We start from the raw sequence: 16,450 nt of genomic DNA, 5'->3' as shown, positions 1-16,450 counted from the left end.
TTCCCCCTTATAGAAATCCGTTTTCTTGTAAAAAGCTTTCGGTCATTGAACCTACTCGTTTTGTAGGTTTAGTAATAAAGCGTTCAATATATTTACCAATCATGTCACACTCAATGTTTACGATATCTCCGGCATTTTTTGCTCCAATGACAGATTCGCTTACTGTGTGCGGGATGAGTGAAATCGTTATGGAAGATTCGTCTATATCAAATATCGTTAAACTCGTTCCATCAACAGCAATGGACCCTTTCTGCAAACAATAGCGCAGTAGTTCATCAGAAATTGCTATTTTGTAATAGACGGCATTGTAATGTTGTTTTTTATTTAAAATCGTTCCGATTCCATCAATATGTCCTGAAACGAAATGTCCACCGAATCGTCCGTTTGCAGCCATTGCTCGCTCTAAATTTACTTTAGAGTGCGGTTTAAGCATGCGAAGTGATGTCGACTGCATCGTTTCAGGCATTGCATCAACTGTAAATGAAGTAGTTGTAAAGCTTGTTACAGTTAAGCAAATACCGTTAACCGCGATACTATCACCTAAGTGAACATCTGATAAAATTTTCTTTGCATGAATCGTTAATTTCATCGCTTCTCCGCTTTGTTGCATGTTTGCTATCGTTCCTAATTCTTCTACAATTCCTGTAAACATTTCGTCACCTCGTTTCGGGCATTCGCAACGATTTTTATATCATCACCAATTTGTTTCATCTCTTGAATTTTCAAGGAAAGCGCATTTTGTAATTTTGAAAAACCATTTCCTCCAAATAAAGTAGGAGCATCTTTCCCACCAATTAATTTCGGGCTTATATAGGTTACAATTTCATTAAAATTGTTTGTTTTTAAGAAACTTGCATGAATCGATTGGCCACCTTCAACGAATAGAGAAAGAATTTGTTTCTCTCCAAGAAAGGAAAGAAGGTCCTCGATTTCTATATGTTTCGTTTCCATTTGGAATATAGCTATATTTTTAGATTCATAAGAAGATATCTTCTCTTCCTTTACATCCTTACCGACAATAATCCATGTCGGTGCTAAACCATCTGTTATAACATGAGAAGATGGTGGCGTTCGTAAATGGGTATCTAAAACAACACGAATAGGATGTTTCCCACCATTTGGAATTCTTGTTGTTAAATGAGGATTATCAGCTATAACTGTATTCACTCCAACAAGAATTGCATCATGTGTATGGCGATATTGGTGAACATCAGCACGTGCTTCTTCACCTGTAATCCACTTACTTTCACCAGTTACAGTTGCTGTTTTTCCATCTAAGCTCATCGCTGTTTTGATTGTTACAAAAGGGCGCTTCGTTTTCATGTAGTGAAAAAAGTAGCGATTTAATAAAACTGCTTCTGCTTCAAGAACACCGGTCGTTACTTCAATTCTAGCTTCCTCTAATCTTCTTTTTCCGTTACCAGAAACGAGCGGATTACAATCGAGAGTAGCAATTACAACACGCTTAACTCCTTTTTCGATGAGCAATTCACAACAAGGTGGTGTTTTTCCAAAGTGGCTACACGGTTCCAGTGTTACATAAACGGTAGCGTCTTTGGCGTTCTGACCAGCCATTTGAAGGGCATGAACTTCAGCGTGTTCTTCACCAGCCCGTAAATGAGCCCCCATACCAACGATGTTTCCATCTTTTACAACAACAGCACCAACCATAGGATTTGGACTTGTTTGTCCTGATGTTCCTTCTGCTAACTGCAGGGCAATCCTCATATATTCTTGATCTGTCATTTTCTTCACCTCTCCTAAAAAAATCAAAAAACCCCAAGGATTTAATATCCTTGGGGTTTGGGAGACGTGATTTCTAGAAATATAGTTTGAATACGAAAGCATAGGAAAGAAACCTAACGATAATTGATATTTCTGCATAAGGAAAAAACCTAGCAAAATATCGAATTTTTAAACGCTAGTTGTCTCTTTTTATTTCAGTATAAAAAATAAGTATAGAAAATTAAACATATATAAAGAATCAAAATGAATCTTTAAAAATATGCATACTGAAATAAAAGTGTATTCACTATATAAAAAACTAGAAACATATCCTTCTCCCATCCAGACTATACTGTCGGCCCTAGAGTTTCACTAGATCCACCGTTTTCGAGTTGAAAACGGGTCACGGACTTAGAAGTTTTCACTTCATCACCGCCGGTTGGGAATTTCACCCGACCCCGAAGGATGCTGTTTGCTCAAATTATAGCACAAAAAAAATAAAAGGCTAGTAAAAAATATTCGAATGTGAAGAATTGTGTGAAAATATATGCAGGCTGGAATGGAAATAAAAGTATTAGAAATGTTGTAAGGAGAAGGGATATAACGGAGTTGCTAAAAAGAAAAAACATGCACAAAAAAATGTGCATGTCACATGTAAAATTATTCTGCCTCTGGTGCTCTAACAACAGACTCGAATTTACCTTTATGCGAAGCGTCGCAATAAGGCATATTTTTTGATAAACCACAACGGCATAAAGAAAATGCCGGTTTTGCTGGGAATACATTCCCTTGTGAGTCGACTAATTCCACGTCCCCTGTAACGCGAAAAGAGCCATTATCATTTACTTTAATTTGTACTTTTGCCAACGTTATCCCTCCTTCCCAAACGCTTAATTTCATCATATAATCAAGGGAAGTGCTTGGCAATATAAAGTGAAACTTTAATTAGTGGGGGAGGCATCCCCCACTAATTATTATTTGAACCAATCGGGCTTTTAGGGGCAGTTAATCTCCCGCCTAACTTCTTTGTTTCAGCCGAATTTTGAGATGGGAGTTTTACTGCCCGCAAATAGCGGGGAAAAAAGAGCACTTTGTTTGAGAAAGAAGAGAGTGTTATAATAGTTTTCATAACTGACTAGAGTAAGGTGACGAGAGATGGATAAACAATTACATACATTACGAAACATTGCAAATGAGCGCACGTGGGCATCATTTTTGAATGATAATCATCCATATAGTTTGTTACATTGGTCCATTGCAGGTGTAGGGCAAGAGGTAAAGGATGTTTGGTTACTTCAAGATGAAGTAACATTTCAAACGACAGAATTTCCAACGTTAGATGATGCAATGCAATGGATTTCTGAAAATATGGAACAAGTTACAGACGTTTTAGCGCAATAAAAAAACAGGCTTATGCAAGCCTGTTTTTTGTTTCTTTCACATATGTGTTTAAAAATTGATCGATGGCTGCTTCGTACTCTTCTTTATTTTCGTTATAAGAGCAAGCGTGTGCACCGTGTTCTGCAATATAAAGTTGCTTATTATTTTCTTTCGCTTCATATAACGCTTTTGTCATATCAGCTAAAATATAGTCGTCATCTTTACTATGAATAAAGAGAACGGGATTGTTAATGTTTTTTATACAGTCGATTGGTGAAACTTCACGAATTGTATAACCGTCACGAACTTTTAAAAATGCGTTTGCTAAAGGTAATAAAGGCCATTTTGGTAAATGGAATTCAACCTTTAAACGGTGCTGTAATTGTCCGTGAAAATCAGAGAAAGGACAATCTGCAATATAGAAATCAGCGCCATCTTCTACAAGTCCTGCGTATTGAAGAATTGTTGCGGCTCCCATAGATTCACCATGAATACCAAGTGTAATATTGGTTCCAAAACGGGTTTTTAGCCAGTCAACTACGGATTTCAAATCATGCTTTTCATAGTATCCATAGCTTGTTGTTTTTCCGCCAGTTTTACCATGACGACGATGATCGTAAATGAGGACATTATATCCCCTTTTTAAGAATAAGTTTGCATATTTTACAGAGTTTATTTTATTTACAGTTACACCGTGGCAAAAAACCATAAACTTATTGGAATGACCAGCAGGAATGTAATATCCGTGAAGGTCGTATCCGAATTGTGAAGGGATATGAATTTCTTCTTTATGAAGAGCATCAAAATCCTCTATACGAAAATGTTTTTTCGTTTCTCTTTCGAGTACTTCTTCCTCTGTTTTTTTCTTTAAGTACATCACTTTATTTGTAAAGAAAATCCCAAGGGCAGTTATTGCACCTAGTATAGTAAACAATGCTGCAAAAAAACGTTTCATACTTTACCTCATCCTCCAAATACCGTTACATGTGATACACTTATATTGTATCACAATGATATAAAAGGGGAGAAATAGGAAATGCTGCATATACAAAAAATTACGCCAGCGATGAAAGAAACAATCCGAATGTTCATGTGTGAGAACTGGGGAAGTTCATTGATGGTTTCACGTGGTAAGGGACATCAGTTAGAAGAGTTGCCAGGATTTGTTGCGCTCTCAGATGACAGAATAATCGGAATTATAACGTATGAAGTGACCGGAAATATGTGCGAAATTGTATCGCTAGATAGCTTTGAAGAAAGAAAAGGAATAGGGACGAAACTTGTGGATTGTGTATTACAAGTTGCAGAAGAAGAACGGTGCAGACAGGTTTGGCTTATTACAACAAATGATAATATGAATGCGTTACGATTTTACCAAAAACGTAATTTTGTAATGACTAATTTATATGTGAATGCGGTAGAGGAGGCGCGAAAAATAAAGAAAGAAATTCCACGTATTGGATATGATAATATCCCAATTTTACATGAAATTCAGTTGGAGTATCGTTTAGTGAAATGATGTAACAATTTTCAGAAATATGAGTTATTAATCTTGACGGATAGTGTAATTTAGGTTACCGTAAAATTGTAATCTATTACCATATTAAGGGGTGACGATGTGGCAACTATACGTGATGTTGCAAAATTGGCAGGTGTTTCAGTCGCAACCGTTTCACGAGTTATTAATGAAAAAGGATACGTTCATGAGGACACAGTAAAACAAGTAAAGGAAGCAATTGAAGAATTACGTTATAGGCCAAACAGTGCAGCGAAGCCACTATTTAAAGAGAATTCAACGATAATTGCATTACTTGTAGATAATTTATGTAACCAATCAAACATCACTTTGCTACATTGTATTGAGGAAATAGCATATAAAGAAGGCTATCAAATCATTATTTGTAATATAGAGAATAAAGATAGATACATACATATGCTGAAGCAAAATAACATTGCAGGTGTTATTTTGACGAGAGCAGTTTTTAAAAGTGTAGGAGAAATTCCATTTCCGTTTGTTGTGATCGATGAGCAACAATCACATGGAAATTATTATGAAAGTGGACAGAGAGCTGTTTCTTTATTAAAAGAGAAAGGGTGTCACTTTCTTGCATATTTCGGTGAGGGAGAAGAAAGTGAAGAAATGGAAGATTATATAGCAGGGTTTTTAGACGCTGTTTGGGATGAAGGAATCTCTTATCGAGAAGAATGTGTACAAGGGTATACAAATAAACAATTTATTACATTATTGCAAAACAATCCGTATATAGATGGAATTGTAACCTCAAGTGATCAGATTGCTATTGAGTTAATTCGGTCAGCGAGATTTCTAAATATACATATACCAGATAAATTAAAAATTGTTGGACCTAATGGGAGCATAGAGTGTGAATGGATAGGTTCATCACTACCGGCAATTGAAAGCTATGTCAAAGATAATGGAAAATTAGCTTTTCAACAATTAAAAGGAAAAATAAAAAAGTAAAAGGTGCGTTTTATACGCACCTTTTTATAATGTAATTGCGGCAATAAAACCAAATATAAGTAACGGTATATTGTAATGTAGAAAAGTGGGTACACATGTATCCCATATATGATGGTGCTGACCATCAGCATTTAAACCGGATGTTGGTCCAAGGGTACTATCCGATGCTGGAGATCCTGCGTCACCTAGTGCTCCGGCTGTACCGATAATTGCAATTGTGGCCATTGGACTAAATCCAAGCTGAATGCAAAGAGGTACAAAAATGGTTGTTAAGATAGGGATCGTTGAAAAGGATGAACCAATTCCCATTGTAACGAGAAGTCCAATAACGAGCATAAGAAATGCAGCGAGTGGTTTATTATTTCCGATTATATGTGCACTCGTTTGCACCAGAGATTCAACATGTCCTGTTTTTCGAAGAACAGCGCCGAATCCAGCGGCAGCAATCATAACAAAGCCAATAAAGGACATCATACGCATTCCGCTTGTTAATATCGCATCTGCTTCTTTAAGTGGTAGACTGCCACTAACCGATAAGACGATAATACCTGCTAAAGCACCAAAAATCATTGATTCTGTTGTTAATTGAACAGTTAATGTAGCAATGATAGATAATAACCCGAAAGTAATGCTACGTTTTGTATAGGGAACGATTTCATTTTCGGTAGTATGAATTTGTTCTGTTTCATACGTACGAGGTTTTCGGTACGTAATGAATACCGCTACACATAATCCAATAATCATACCAATTGCTGGAATAGTCATTGCTTTTGGAATAAGTGTGACATCAAATGTAAGGCCGCTTTGCGCAGCGTTGGTTTGTAATACGTCATGATAAATTTTTCCGAATCCTGCAGGGATCCACATATAAGGAGTAATCAATCCAAATGTAATAATACATGTGACAAGTCTGCGATCCACTTTCAGCTCATTTAATACTTTTAAAAGTGCTGGAATTAAGATGGGGATGAAAGCAATGTGAACAGGAATCACATTTTGTGAGAAACAAGCCATCGTTAAAATAATGAATAAAATAAGTATTTTAGAATAAACTTGTTTTTTCGTGTCTTGTTCATTGCCAATCCATTTTAATGCAGTTTGAATCATAGCATCTGGAAGTCCTGTTTTGGAAAGGGAAATAGCGAAACCACCAAGCATTGCATAACTTAAAGCGATTGGAGCACTGTTTCCAAGACCAGTTGTAAAAGTGTTAATCGTTTCTGAAATACCGAGTCCGCCGATAATTCCGCCTGTTAAAGCTCCAACAATGATGGCGACAATGACCTGGACACGTAACAAACTAAGCAATAGCATAATTGCTACTGCGACGAGTACAGCGTTCATAATAAATGTAATCTCCCTAAATTTTTATTCTGTTAAGACAAGTAAATATGAAATATTTTGCGATGTTTATACATACTTGCGACATATTATTATAAAATGTTTTCTATGAAATGTAAAAGAGCCTTTTGTTACTAATGCTGAAAAGCTAGCTCTTGTTTAATTGATTGCAAAGAATTAGCGAATAATTCTGGTTCTTCTAAATCAGGAGAATGTGCTGAATTTGGGAACCAAATCATCTTTTTTATAGGCGCTTCAATAAGATCGCAATATTCCTGAACGAGTGCATAAGGAGTTTGATAATCATAGCGACCAGAACAAAAATAAACTGGAATAGATAAACTTGAGATAGAAGAAAAGAAATCGATTGTCAGCATTTCTTCCCATAAAACGCCAGATTTTAAATTTCCTGCGAGAAACTTGAACCAATCTAATAGCGTATACTCAGGAGAAAAGAGACCTTTTCGTATGAAAGAAAAGGAAGATCCGTTTTGGATTGCGCCTCCAAATGTGCCAAGCCACTTTCTTTGAATAATGAGACGTCTCGTATCTAAAAATGGTGGTTTGCCTAATTTTAAAAGGGAAGCTAATGCTTTTTTATGATCATGTTTTTTTGCAGAATGAATTAAATGTTGATATAGCAATTCTTCATTTTGTTTCATATGTACAATTTGCCCAATACCGATGTAAGCCTCGATATACTTTGGATATTGATGTGCTATGTTAAGCCCAATAATACTTCCCCAAGAATGACCAGCGAGAAATAGTTTTTGTTTGTTGAACCTTTTAAGTACATATTGAATCACTTCTTTTGCATCGGAAACGAATTGTTCAATTGTGAAATTTGCTCCGAAATCTTTCATTGAAAAGGATTTACCAGCCCCGCGCTGATCCCAATTAATAACAATAAATTGCTTCTCTAATTCTTTTTGAAAATGGCGAATAAATCCGATTTGTGCCATCCCAGGTCCGCCGTGACAGCATAATAAAATAGGTTGCTCTACGTTTTGTCCACGCATAAGGAGAGTTTGTTTTCGATTATTTATCATAACGCTTTCTATCGTAGCGATACTATTAGGAATGAGTTGTTTGTTTTCGTTATAGAACTGAGGGGTGTAGCTACGAAAAAGCATATTGAAAACCTCCTTTTGTGAAATCGTATGAATCGCACAGGCTATTCATTTTGCATATACTGTTAGAAAATCATTGTAACATACCATACTAGTGTCATTTCAACACGGGAGGAGGGAAATTGTGACGATTGGAGAAATTATAGATGGTTTAAACAGACGTGAATCCATCGCTATTATAGCAAAACGTCTTGAAATAAGCCCGTATACATTATCGAAGAAATTAAGATTGATTGGATACGAATATGATGGAGAGCAGAAGAAACGTATTTTTGTAGGAGATGGAGAAGAACCACGTCACTTACAACTCCAAGAAGCGACCGCCCTTCAATATGAGAAAACAGATTATCAATTATTAATTTACGAGCAATTACAAAGCATTTATGAGTTACTAAGAAAAAGAGGCGAAGTAATTGCACCAATTATGAGTAAGAGTACAGAGAAAAAGAGACGAACCTTTTCTATTAATACAGAAATATTAGCAAGATTGGACCTTATATCAGAATCGAAAGGAATTCAAAAGTCTAAACTTGTAGAAGAGGCGTTGCAACAATTTTTACAGCAATATGAAGTTGACAAAACATCACATTTTGATAACTAAAGAAAAGGATACTATGTTCATTGGAAGAACGAGTATCCTTTTTATGATGTATATTACGTATAAAATAGAGGATCAGTACAAATCCTTTATGGCGTGAAAAATAAAATTTATTATTAGAGAAACACTTAATTTACTTTTTGAATTCTTCCATCAATAACTGGCTGAATTGGTTCTTTTAATTGTTTTACGTAATCGACTAACGCTTCAAAGTCGTTTGGACCAGTTTCTGCATTTTTACCATTTTTAAATGATACGAATCCGTCACCGCCAGAAGCTAAGAAGGCATTTGCAACTACGCTATACGTTTTAGATGGAGATAATTCTTCTCCGTTTGTTAAACGTATATTTGTAACTTTTTCACCGTTTGGTTTATTTGCATCCCACGTATATTGAATACCTGAAATTTGAAGCATTCTTGTTGTTCCTTTTTGCCATTGCTGATTTAAAATATCGCGAATGTCTTGACCTGTTAAATCTACTTTAATCAATTGATTTCCAAAAGGTTGAATGCCATATAACTCACCCCACGTAATATCACCAGCATCTAAGTCATTACGAATGCCACCAGGATTCATGAGGGCGATTTGAGTTTGCATCGTTTGACGCTGAGCATCGGCAACTAAATTTCCAAGAGTGGACTCACCAGCATCATTTTGTTTACGGTCGATAGGTGCTGTAGATTTTCCGACCACTTCATTTACAAGTGGTGCGATTTTTTCTTTATATTGATCTAGTTTTTTCTTTACTTGTTTATCAGGTTCTACACCTTCATGATACGTTGTAACAACTTCAGCTTTTTTCTTTACAATATCCTTTGTTTTACGATCAATTGTTACATCCACGTCTGAGAAAGCCGTTCCGTATGAATTTGCTTGGACAATTAGTTTATTATTTACTGTACCATTTACATACGTATGACTATGTCCACCGAAAATAACATCAACTTCTGGGTCTGTTTCATTTGCAATTCGAGTAAGATCGCCATTTGTTACCCCAGACTCATCGGTTGTTCCACCGACATGAGCAAGAACGACGATCGATTTAACGCCGAGGCGTTTTAATTGTTGTGTTGATTTATTAATTGCTTCTACTTCATCAGTAATTTGTACATTTTTAAGCATCGTAGGCATAACAACATTTGGTGTATCAGTTGTAACAACACCAATGAATCCAACAGGAACACCATCTACCATTTTTACAGTAAATGGTGGTAAAAATAAGCGGCCAGTTGATTTGTTATAGAAGTTAGCAGCTACATAGGGGAAGTTAGCCCCTTTGAAATTCCCTGTTTTTTCATGATATCCACCGTAAATGAGGCGTTTCATTTCATCAATGCCTTCATCAAATTCATGGTTCCCGATTGTACCAACATCAAATTTTAAATCATTTAAAAATTCAATCGTCGGTTCATCTTGTAATAATGCTGAAACTGGTGGACTAGCTCCGACGATATCACCAGCATGTACGAGAAGTGTATTAGGGTTTTGTTTTTTACGTTCTTTTAAATAAGTAGCTAAGTAATCAGCGCCACCAGCTTCTTTATTATTGATTTTTTTAACAGTATCTAGTTGTCCATGGAGATCATTAATACCAAGCATTTGTACGTCTATGTAGCGGTTTTGTTCAGCTGGATTCTGAGATGGGGGAGCGGCAAATACGCTTGAAAAAGTAATAGTGCTTAAAACAGCAACGGCAGGAATAATTTTTTTCCACATAATATAATTCTCCTCTTTTTATAATCTGACATCATACGACATAATTTTAATAGATTCATAGGATTATAGCTACATAAAAATTTAGTCTTTTCGAAAAATTAACATATTTACAAAAAGTGAATAATAGAGTAAAGACCCTTTTTTATTGTCGATTTCATCGTGTATCTACTATAATGGAGAAAAAAGTAAAAGGTGAGTAGCATGAAGAAAAAGAAACAAAGACAAATGCAAAGACAATCGCAAGTGAATCAACCAAAGAAAGAAACACTTACATTAGGCGATCAATTAAATGATTCACTCATGCAACAATTAAAGAGTAAGAAGAAAGAGTTGCAAGTGAGAGAAGAGGAAAAAGAGGTAGCTGAACTGGAAAGAAAGCGCCAAGAACAAAAAGAACGTGAAAAGAATAAATCATTTGAAGAACTGCTAAGTGAAAGTAACCTTACTTGGAAAGACTTTAAATAATAAAAAAATGATCAGTGAAATACCACTGATCATTTTTTGACGAGCTTGTAAGAAAAGGGGAGTTAGAATGAGAAAAATTGTCGTTGTTCCGCATGAAAACCATTGGATTGAAAAATTTCAAATGGAGGCTGAAAGATTAAAATCAGCGATGCCAGAAACGGTGAAAATGCATCATATTGGAAGTACGTCAGTGCCCGGACTGGCAGCTAAACCTATTATTGATATGATCATGGAAGTAGAAAATATCGAAAGAGTAGATGGGTGGAATGAACGATTTATAGAGCTTGGTTACATCGTAAAAGGGGAAAATGGTATTTCAAGACGCCGATATTTTATTCATGGAACTGAGGAAAAACGTTCGTATCATTTACACGTGTTTGAAAAAGGAAATCCAGAGATAGTAAGGCATTTAGCGTTTCGTGATTATATGATGGCTCATTGTGAAGAAGCAGAGGCATATGCAACCTTAAAGAAAGAATTAGCCGAAAAGTATACATATGATGGCACGTTATATACGGAAGGGAAAAATGAGTTTGTGCGCAATGTGGATAAAAAAGCGAAAGAATGGAGAGAAAATAACGTGAATGAATGAGTTCACGTTATTTTTTAGCTATATAAAAGTGTTATGTAAACTGTACGTATGTTTTGACTTTTTGGATGAATATTGTTGAAATAAAGTTGTGGCTTATAAATAATGTAACAATGAAAGGGAGACGACTGTGCATATTCCAACAACTACACTTCATAATGGCGTGAAAATGCCGATGATTGGTCTAGGCGTATATAAAGCAAAAGAAGGAGACGAAGTAAAACAAGCAGTAAAAACAGCGTTAGAGGTTGGATACCGTTCGATTGATACAGCGACTGTATATGAAAATGAAAGCGGTGTCGGAGAGGCGATACGTGAATCAGGAATTCCAAGAGAAGACCTATTTATTACAACAAAAGTATGGAACGACGATCAAGGATATGAGGAGACACTCGAGGCGTTTGAAAAGAGTTTAAAAAAATTACAAATGGACTATGTAGATTTATATTTAATACATTGGCCGGTAAGAGGGAAGTATGTTGATACGTACCGAGCTTTAGAGAAATTGTATGAAGAAGGTAAAGTGCGTGCGATTGGTGTTTCTAATTTTCATAAACATCATTTAGAACTATTATTACCAAATTGCAAAGTGAAGCCGATGGTAAACCAAGTGGAACTTCATCCGATGTTGACGCAATTTGAGTTGTGCAATTATTGTCAAGATGAGCAAATTCAAATGGAAGCATGGAGTCCGTTAATGAGGGGCGGAGAAGTATTCCAGCATCCAATCATTCAGGCTATTGCTAACAAATATGAAAAAACACCTGCACAAGTTATATTAAGGTGGGATATTCAAAGCGGGATTGTTACAATTCCTAAATCTGTTACACCATCTCGTATTAAAGAAAACTTTACTATTTTTGATTTTGCACTAACTGAAGAAGAAATACGTCAAATTAACACGTTGAATCGTGATTTACATGTAGGAACGAATCCTGATAAATATGATACGTTATAAAAAAGACTGTCTCCTAATACTGGAGACAGTCTTCTGTTTTATCGGTAATTCGATATTTTTAACGATGCAAAGCATATGTGTCATATTTAACAATCTTTTGAAGTTGTATATATTCTTCTTTCGTTAAAGGTAACTGTTGACTAGCTCGTATATTTTCCTGTAATTGTTGAAGAGAGCTTGCACCAGGTATAACAGCTGCAACAGTCTTATTATGTAAGCAATATTGAATAGCTGTTCCTGTTAAAGAGCGTTCTCCAATCATTTCTTTTACACTTGCTAGAGTTGCATGTAATTCATCGTAAGAATAAGAGAGATAATCCTTTCCCTTTACTCTTTCTATCTTTCTTGCATTATTATCAGTTAAAATTCCTTTTGCAAGTGGCCCGCGGGCAATGACGCTAATTTGGTGTTCATTTAGAAGGGGGAACCATTCTTCTGGACGACGATTTAAAAGGTTATATTCCATTAGTACACTAACGATGTTTGAGCGTTTTGCATATTCACGAACGACATTTGGGCGTATAGAAGAAATACCGTAATGGCGAATAATACCTTCCTTTTTCAATTCTTCAAAAGCTTCAATTGTTTCATCTATTGGATCTTCAATTGTTCCGCCATGAAGTTGGTAAAGGTCAATATAATCAGTTTGAAGTCTACGTAAACTTTCCTTTACTTCAGTCTTTATGTAAGCTTTAGAAGGATCCCAAGACCAGCCATTTTTTTCTTCTGTCCAACGATTTCCAACCTTCGTTGTAAGTACAATTTGGTCTCTTCTTCCCTTCAAGGCTTTTCCAACAAATTCTTCATTTAATCCGTAATCATATAAATCTGCTGTATCAAAAAAATTAATTCCTAAATCGATCGCTTCATCGATAATATGCATAGCTTCTGTTTCAGATGTACCGAGAGACATACAGCCAAGGCCCATTTCTGTAACAAACAAATCTGAGTTTCCTAATTGACGTTTTTTCATAGGTCAACCTCCTTACCTTTATTGTACGAGAGGGAAAAGAGGTTGACAAACGTTTACTTTCCGCTTCGCATTAACTGCCCGTAAAAGCATGATTAATGTTTCACTTTATTTGCTGTAATCCACTCTTGTACAGTTGTATACTCTTTGCTATATTGCTTTAGCTTATGGCGAATTTGCCATGCTTTTCCGACTAAAGTGACGCGATTTGGTAAAATATAAACTTTCATTTCTATCACGCTCCTTTCAATGTGGTAAAATGTATGAGGAAAGAATAGGAAATAGAACAGGGAGATGAAGTAGTATGAGTAATCTTGCAGAGAGAACAGTAAAAACTGAGCCAATTTTTGATGGTAGAGTTATAAAAGTTCGTGTTGATGATGTAGTATTACCAAATGGAGCAATGAGTAAACGTGAAATTGTAAATCACCCTGGTGCAGTTGCTATTATTGCTATTACTGATGAGGGGAAAATTGTGCTTGTTGAGCAGTATCGTAAAGCACTTGAAAAGGCGATTATAGAAATTCCGGCTGGCAAGTTAGAACCTGGTGAAAAACCTGAGGTAACAGCAGTTCGTGAATTAGAAGAGGAAACAGGATATGTATGTGAAAATATGGAGCTCATTACTTCTTTCTATACATCTCCAGGATTCGCAGATGAAATTTTATATGTATATAAAGCGACAGGTTTGACAAGAAAAGAAAATAAAGCTGAGTTAGACGAAGATGAGTTTGTGGAATTAATGGAAGTATCGTTAGAAGAAGCGATTACTCTTATGAAAGATCTTCGTATTCATGATGCGAAGACGATGTTTGCAGTACAATATTTACAACTACAAAAATAAACACTCGCCAAAGGCGAGTGTTTTTTAATTGATTTTTGCATATACACGTGCATCACGTAAGCTACCATCTGGTGCTAGGAAATCATTTTCCATTGTACCTTCTAGAATGAATTCTAGACGTTCTGCTAAGCTACATGCATTTATATTTGTTGCATCAGTACGAATTTCAATCCTTCTAGCGCCTAGTTTATCAAAGGCGAACTGAATTGCACCTTTAACAGCTTCGGTCATATAGCCTTGTTTTGTATAGGCACTATGTAGCCAGAAGTGAAGTGAAAACTTTGGAATATCCCAGTTTTCAGGCTTTAGTGTAATTGCTCCGATGAATGTACCAGATACTTTATCGTATAAGTGAAAATCAAGTGTTTCCCGAAGTAAAAACTGTCCGTGAGCTTCGCGAACAATTTCTTCAGCACTCTCTTCTGTTTCAGCGTTAATTGGTATCCACGGTACTAAGTCTTCTAGAGAAGCTTGGATTGCTTCATATACTTCTGCACCATCACCTGGAAATGGTTTACGAACTTGCAAGCGTTCAGTTTGAAATAATGTTGGAAAATCTAATAATAATGGTTTCAAGAGAAATCCCTCCTATTCTCTACTTTTTAGTTTAGCAAAGTAGAGCGGAATTTCAATGTTAATTCGTCATACTTTTTTCTTTCTTTCATACATTTTTAATAAGAGTGTGAACGGAGGGAAGAAAAATGTGGCGAAAAAATTGGCAAGACCGTGTAATGTCTCACATACAGGAAAACTCTTCATTATATATATTTAACGCTGTTTTATTATTGATGGGAGTAATATTCGGAGCCATTCTGGTGAATAGTTTACAAATCAATCAAAAACAAGATTTATCATTTTATTTACAACGTTTTTTTGGACAAGTCTCTAAAGGAGAATTTGCCATTGCGGGCGAAATGTTTCGAGAAAGTTACTTTTCGCAATTAAAATACATCGGATTTATTTGGATTTTAGGGATTTCAATTATTGGATTACCACTTATTTTTATTTTATTATTTGTAAAAGGAGTTGTCGTTGGATTTACAGTTGGTTTTTTAGTAAGTCAGCATGGATGGAATGGACTATTATTAGCATTTGTATCTGTTTTGCCACAAAATTTAATTATCATTCCAGTCTTTCTCGTTATGACAACTATTGCTGCAAGTTTTTCTTTACGGATGATTAGGCATCAATTTATTAGAAAAATAACCGAGCCACTATTACCATTATTAATCCGTTATACATGCTTCTTTCTCGTAATTGGAGTGGTGTTAGCACTTGCTTCTAGTGTGGAGGCTTACGCATCACCAGTTTTAATGAAAGAAGTCGTTGAGGCTATTAATAAAAAATAAATACTTTTTGAGAATAATTATCAATTTGTTTTTATTGTTTTTTCTTTTGACAGAAGCCCTTCTTCTGATATAATGGTGTAAGAGTGGCGAGGAGGGAGTAGTACCGAATGGAAGAAAGAATTGAACGAATTAAGAAGCAATTACATGCAGCGAGCTACAAATTAACACCGCAACGTGAAGCAACAGTTCGTGTGCTGCTAGAAAATGAAGAAGATCATTTAAGCGCAGAAGATGTTTACCTCCTTGTAAAAGAAAAGTCGCCAGAGATCGGATTAGCAACCGTCTATCGAACTTTAGAACTATTATCTGAGTTAAAAGTTGTCGATAAGATTAACTTCGGAGACGGTGTTTCACGCTATGACTTACGCCAAGAAGGTGCGCAGCGTTTCCACCATCATTTGATTTGTACACAATGTGGTGCTGTACAAGAAATACAAGAAGATTTACTTGGTGAAGTGGAAAGGAAAGTAGAACGAGACTGGAGCTTTAAGGTGAAAGATCATCGTTTAACATTCCATGGGATTTGTAAAAACTGTCAAGAAAATGAAACGGATGAAAAATAACCTTTTCCTATTTATCTAGGAAGAGGTTTTTTATTTGAATAAGGTATAAATTGGTGAAAGCTTGGCATATGTTGTAATAACTTATATTTTGGAGGAATTTACAATGCGCCGAGCTTTAAAATTAACTTTTGATGGAATAAAAGTATTTTTATTATTTACAAGTTGTACGATTTTGTTTTATTTCGCTATACTATGGATAAATGAAGAATATGAAAGCTATCATCGTTATGAAAAACCTAAAGAAGAGACTGTAGAAAAAGTATCAGGGAATGAAGAACCGGCAAAGGATGCTTTCGTAAATAGAATGATGTTTTTCTATGAAAATGGGGAGTAGTGTA

General features: G+C 35.6%; 21 protein-coding genes and 1 riboswitch. Of the genes, 11 read left to right on the top strand and 10 right to left on the bottom strand.

What is annotated here, in order from left to right; genetic code table 11:
* Nucleotides 1-7 precede the first annotated feature (7 nt).
* From ribE to N2V79_RS20140, 3 genes are all read right to left on the bottom strand, one after another.
* Nucleotides 8-652 carry a riboflavin synthase subunit alpha gene (gene ribE, locus N2V79_RS20150; protein WP_000493908.1) on the bottom strand — a complete coding sequence of 215 codons (645 nt, stop codon included), beginning with the start codon at nucleotides 650-652 and terminating at the stop codon, nucleotides 8-10.
* Nucleotides 634-1,746, bottom strand: a complete 1,113-nt coding sequence (gene ribD, locus N2V79_RS20145) for a bifunctional diaminohydroxyphosphoribosylaminopyrimidine deaminase/5-amino-6-(5-phosphoribosylamino)uracil reductase RibD (protein WP_000131986.1) — start codon at nucleotides 1,744-1,746, stop codon at nucleotides 634-636. Before ribD ends, ribE begins: the two co-directional genes overlap by 19 nt.
* A gap of 305 nt (nucleotides 1,747-2,051) precedes the next feature.
* A riboswitch (FMN riboswitch) is annotated at nucleotides 2,052-2,195 on the bottom strand.
* Between the two features lie 190 nt (nucleotides 2,196-2,385).
* A complete protein-coding gene (locus tag N2V79_RS20140) occupies nucleotides 2,386-2,592 on the bottom strand; it encodes a CDGSH iron-sulfur domain-containing protein (RefSeq protein WP_001151582.1) in 207 nt (68 codons plus the stop codon).
* A gap of 288 nt (nucleotides 2,593-2,880) precedes the next feature.
* On the opposite strand from N2V79_RS20140, the gene N2V79_RS20135 reads away from it, so the two are divergent.
* A complete protein-coding gene (locus tag N2V79_RS20135) occupies nucleotides 2,881-3,126 on the top strand; it encodes a DUF2552 family protein (protein WP_000360796.1) in 246 nt (81 codons plus the stop codon).
* Nucleotides 3,127-3,136: 10 nt separating this feature from the next.
* Here N2V79_RS20135 and N2V79_RS20130 read toward each other — a convergent pair whose 3' ends face one another.
* Nucleotides 3,137-4,060 carry an alpha/beta hydrolase gene (locus N2V79_RS20130; protein ID WP_000819230.1) on the bottom strand — a complete coding sequence of 308 codons (924 nt, stop codon included), beginning with the start codon at nucleotides 4,058-4,060 and terminating at the stop codon, nucleotides 3,137-3,139.
* Nucleotides 4,061-4,141: 81 nt separating this feature from the next.
* Here N2V79_RS20130 and N2V79_RS20125 point away from each other — a divergent pair, with 81 nt between their 5' ends.
* Together N2V79_RS20125 and N2V79_RS20120 are read left to right on the top strand one after the other, a co-directional pair.
* The gene (locus tag N2V79_RS20125) at nucleotides 4,142-4,624 is read left to right on the top strand and encodes a GNAT family N-acetyltransferase (RefSeq protein ID WP_000902437.1); all 483 of its coding nucleotides are present in this window, start codon (nucleotides 4,142-4,144) and stop codon (nucleotides 4,622-4,624) included.
* 99 nt (nucleotides 4,625-4,723) lie between these two features.
* Entirely contained in the window at nucleotides 4,724-5,587 is an 864-nt protein-coding gene (locus N2V79_RS20120; protein ID WP_000201347.1) for a LacI family DNA-binding transcriptional regulator, read from the top strand.
* Nucleotides 5,588-5,611: 24 nt separating this feature from the next.
* Here N2V79_RS20120 and N2V79_RS20115 read toward each other — a convergent pair whose 3' ends face one another.
* Both N2V79_RS20115 and N2V79_RS20110 read right to left on the bottom strand, forming a co-directional pair.
* A complete protein-coding gene (locus N2V79_RS20115; protein ID WP_000994810.1) occupies nucleotides 5,612-6,931 on the bottom strand; it encodes a Na+/H+ antiporter family protein in 1,320 nt (439 codons plus the stop codon).
* 131 nt (nucleotides 6,932-7,062) lie between these two features.
* On the bottom strand, nucleotides 7,063-8,061 hold the full coding sequence (locus N2V79_RS20110; RefSeq protein WP_340720182.1) for an alpha/beta fold hydrolase: 999 nt from the start codon (nucleotides 8,059-8,061) through the stop codon (nucleotides 7,063-7,065).
* Nucleotides 8,062-8,182: 121 nt separating this feature from the next.
* Here N2V79_RS20110 and N2V79_RS20105 point away from each other — a divergent pair, with 121 nt between their 5' ends.
* Entirely contained in the window at nucleotides 8,183-8,659 is a 477-nt protein-coding gene (locus tag N2V79_RS20105) for a ribbon-helix-helix domain-containing protein (protein WP_000151933.1), read from the top strand.
* Between the two features lie 125 nt (nucleotides 8,660-8,784).
* On the opposite strand, the gene N2V79_RS20100 is transcribed toward N2V79_RS20105, so the two are convergent.
* A complete protein-coding gene (locus tag N2V79_RS20100) occupies nucleotides 8,785-10,374 on the bottom strand; it encodes a bifunctional metallophosphatase/5'-nucleotidase (RefSeq protein ID WP_000265555.1) in 1,590 nt (529 codons plus the stop codon).
* A gap of 201 nt (nucleotides 10,375-10,575) precedes the next feature.
* On the opposite strand from N2V79_RS20100, the gene N2V79_RS20095 reads away from it, so the two are divergent.
* The 3 genes from N2V79_RS20095 to N2V79_RS20085 all read left to right on the top strand — a co-directional run bounded on the left by N2V79_RS20095 (nucleotide 10,576) and on the right by N2V79_RS20085 (nucleotide 12,386).
* Nucleotides 10,576-10,839 (top strand): YqkE family protein, encoded by a 264-nt coding sequence (locus N2V79_RS20095; RefSeq protein WP_144465044.1) that lies wholly within the window; start codon nucleotides 10,576-10,578, stop codon nucleotides 10,837-10,839.
* A gap of 67 nt (nucleotides 10,840-10,906) precedes the next feature.
* Complete coding sequence (locus N2V79_RS20090; RefSeq protein WP_001227176.1) at nucleotides 10,907-11,431, top strand: GrpB family protein; 525 nt, start codon at nucleotides 10,907-10,909, stop codon at nucleotides 11,429-11,431.
* Nucleotides 11,432-11,558: 127 nt separating this feature from the next.
* Complete coding sequence (locus N2V79_RS20085; protein WP_088022433.1) at nucleotides 11,559-12,386, top strand: aldo/keto reductase; 828 nt, start codon at nucleotides 11,559-11,561, stop codon at nucleotides 12,384-12,386.
* A 58-nt stretch (nucleotides 12,387-12,444) separates the two neighbouring features.
* On the opposite strand, the gene N2V79_RS20080 is transcribed toward N2V79_RS20085, so the two are convergent.
* Nucleotides 12,445-13,359, bottom strand: coding sequence for an aldo/keto reductase (locus tag N2V79_RS20080; RefSeq protein WP_088022435.1), 915 nt, complete (start codon nucleotides 13,357-13,359; stop codon nucleotides 12,445-12,447).
* A gap of 92 nt (nucleotides 13,360-13,451) precedes the next feature.
* Nucleotides 13,452-13,586: a Z-ring formation inhibitor MciZ gene (mciZ, locus tag N2V79_RS20075; RefSeq protein WP_000870302.1), complete on the bottom strand. Its 135-nt coding sequence runs from the start codon at nucleotides 13,584-13,586 to the stop codon at nucleotides 13,452-13,454.
* A 74-nt stretch (nucleotides 13,587-13,660) separates the two neighbouring features.
* Between mciZ and N2V79_RS20070 the strand changes: the two genes are divergently transcribed.
* Nucleotides 13,661-14,200 carry an NUDIX hydrolase gene (locus tag N2V79_RS20070; RefSeq protein WP_000067042.1) on the top strand — a complete coding sequence of 180 codons (540 nt, stop codon included), beginning with the start codon at nucleotides 13,661-13,663 and terminating at the stop codon, nucleotides 14,198-14,200.
* Between the two features lie 24 nt (nucleotides 14,201-14,224).
* On the opposite strand, the gene N2V79_RS20065 is transcribed toward N2V79_RS20070, so the two are convergent.
* Nucleotides 14,225-14,776 carry a GNAT family N-acetyltransferase gene (locus tag N2V79_RS20065; protein ID WP_000803479.1) on the bottom strand — a complete coding sequence of 184 codons (552 nt, stop codon included), beginning with the start codon at nucleotides 14,774-14,776 and terminating at the stop codon, nucleotides 14,225-14,227.
* Between the two features lie 155 nt (nucleotides 14,777-14,931).
* Between N2V79_RS20065 and spoIIM the strand changes: the two genes are divergently transcribed.
* From spoIIM to N2V79_RS20050, 3 genes are all read left to right on the top strand, one after another.
* Nucleotides 14,932-15,549: a stage II sporulation protein M gene (gene spoIIM / locus N2V79_RS20060; RefSeq protein WP_013142149.1), complete on the top strand. Its 618-nt coding sequence runs from the start codon at nucleotides 14,932-14,934 to the stop codon at nucleotides 15,547-15,549.
* Nucleotides 15,550-15,656: 107 nt separating this feature from the next.
* Nucleotides 15,657-16,112 (top strand): ferric iron uptake transcriptional regulator, encoded by a 456-nt coding sequence (gene fur, locus N2V79_RS20055; RefSeq protein WP_000392657.1) that lies wholly within the window; start codon nucleotides 15,657-15,659, stop codon nucleotides 16,110-16,112.
* Nucleotides 16,113-16,215: 103 nt separating this feature from the next.
* Nucleotides 16,216-16,446: a YqzK family protein gene (locus N2V79_RS20050; protein WP_001250432.1), complete on the top strand. Its 231-nt coding sequence runs from the start codon at nucleotides 16,216-16,218 to the stop codon at nucleotides 16,444-16,446.
* Nucleotides 16,447-16,450 lie beyond the last annotated feature (4 nt).

Origin of the sequence: Bacillus sp. CH_70 (assembly GCF_038007045.1) — a bacterium.
Lineage (GTDB): Bacteria > Bacillota > Bacilli > Bacillales > Bacillaceae_G > Bacillus_A > Bacillus_A cereus.
The sequence above is the reverse complement of the archived record's forward strand: the minus strand, read 5'-3'. Positions and strand labels throughout refer to the sequence as shown.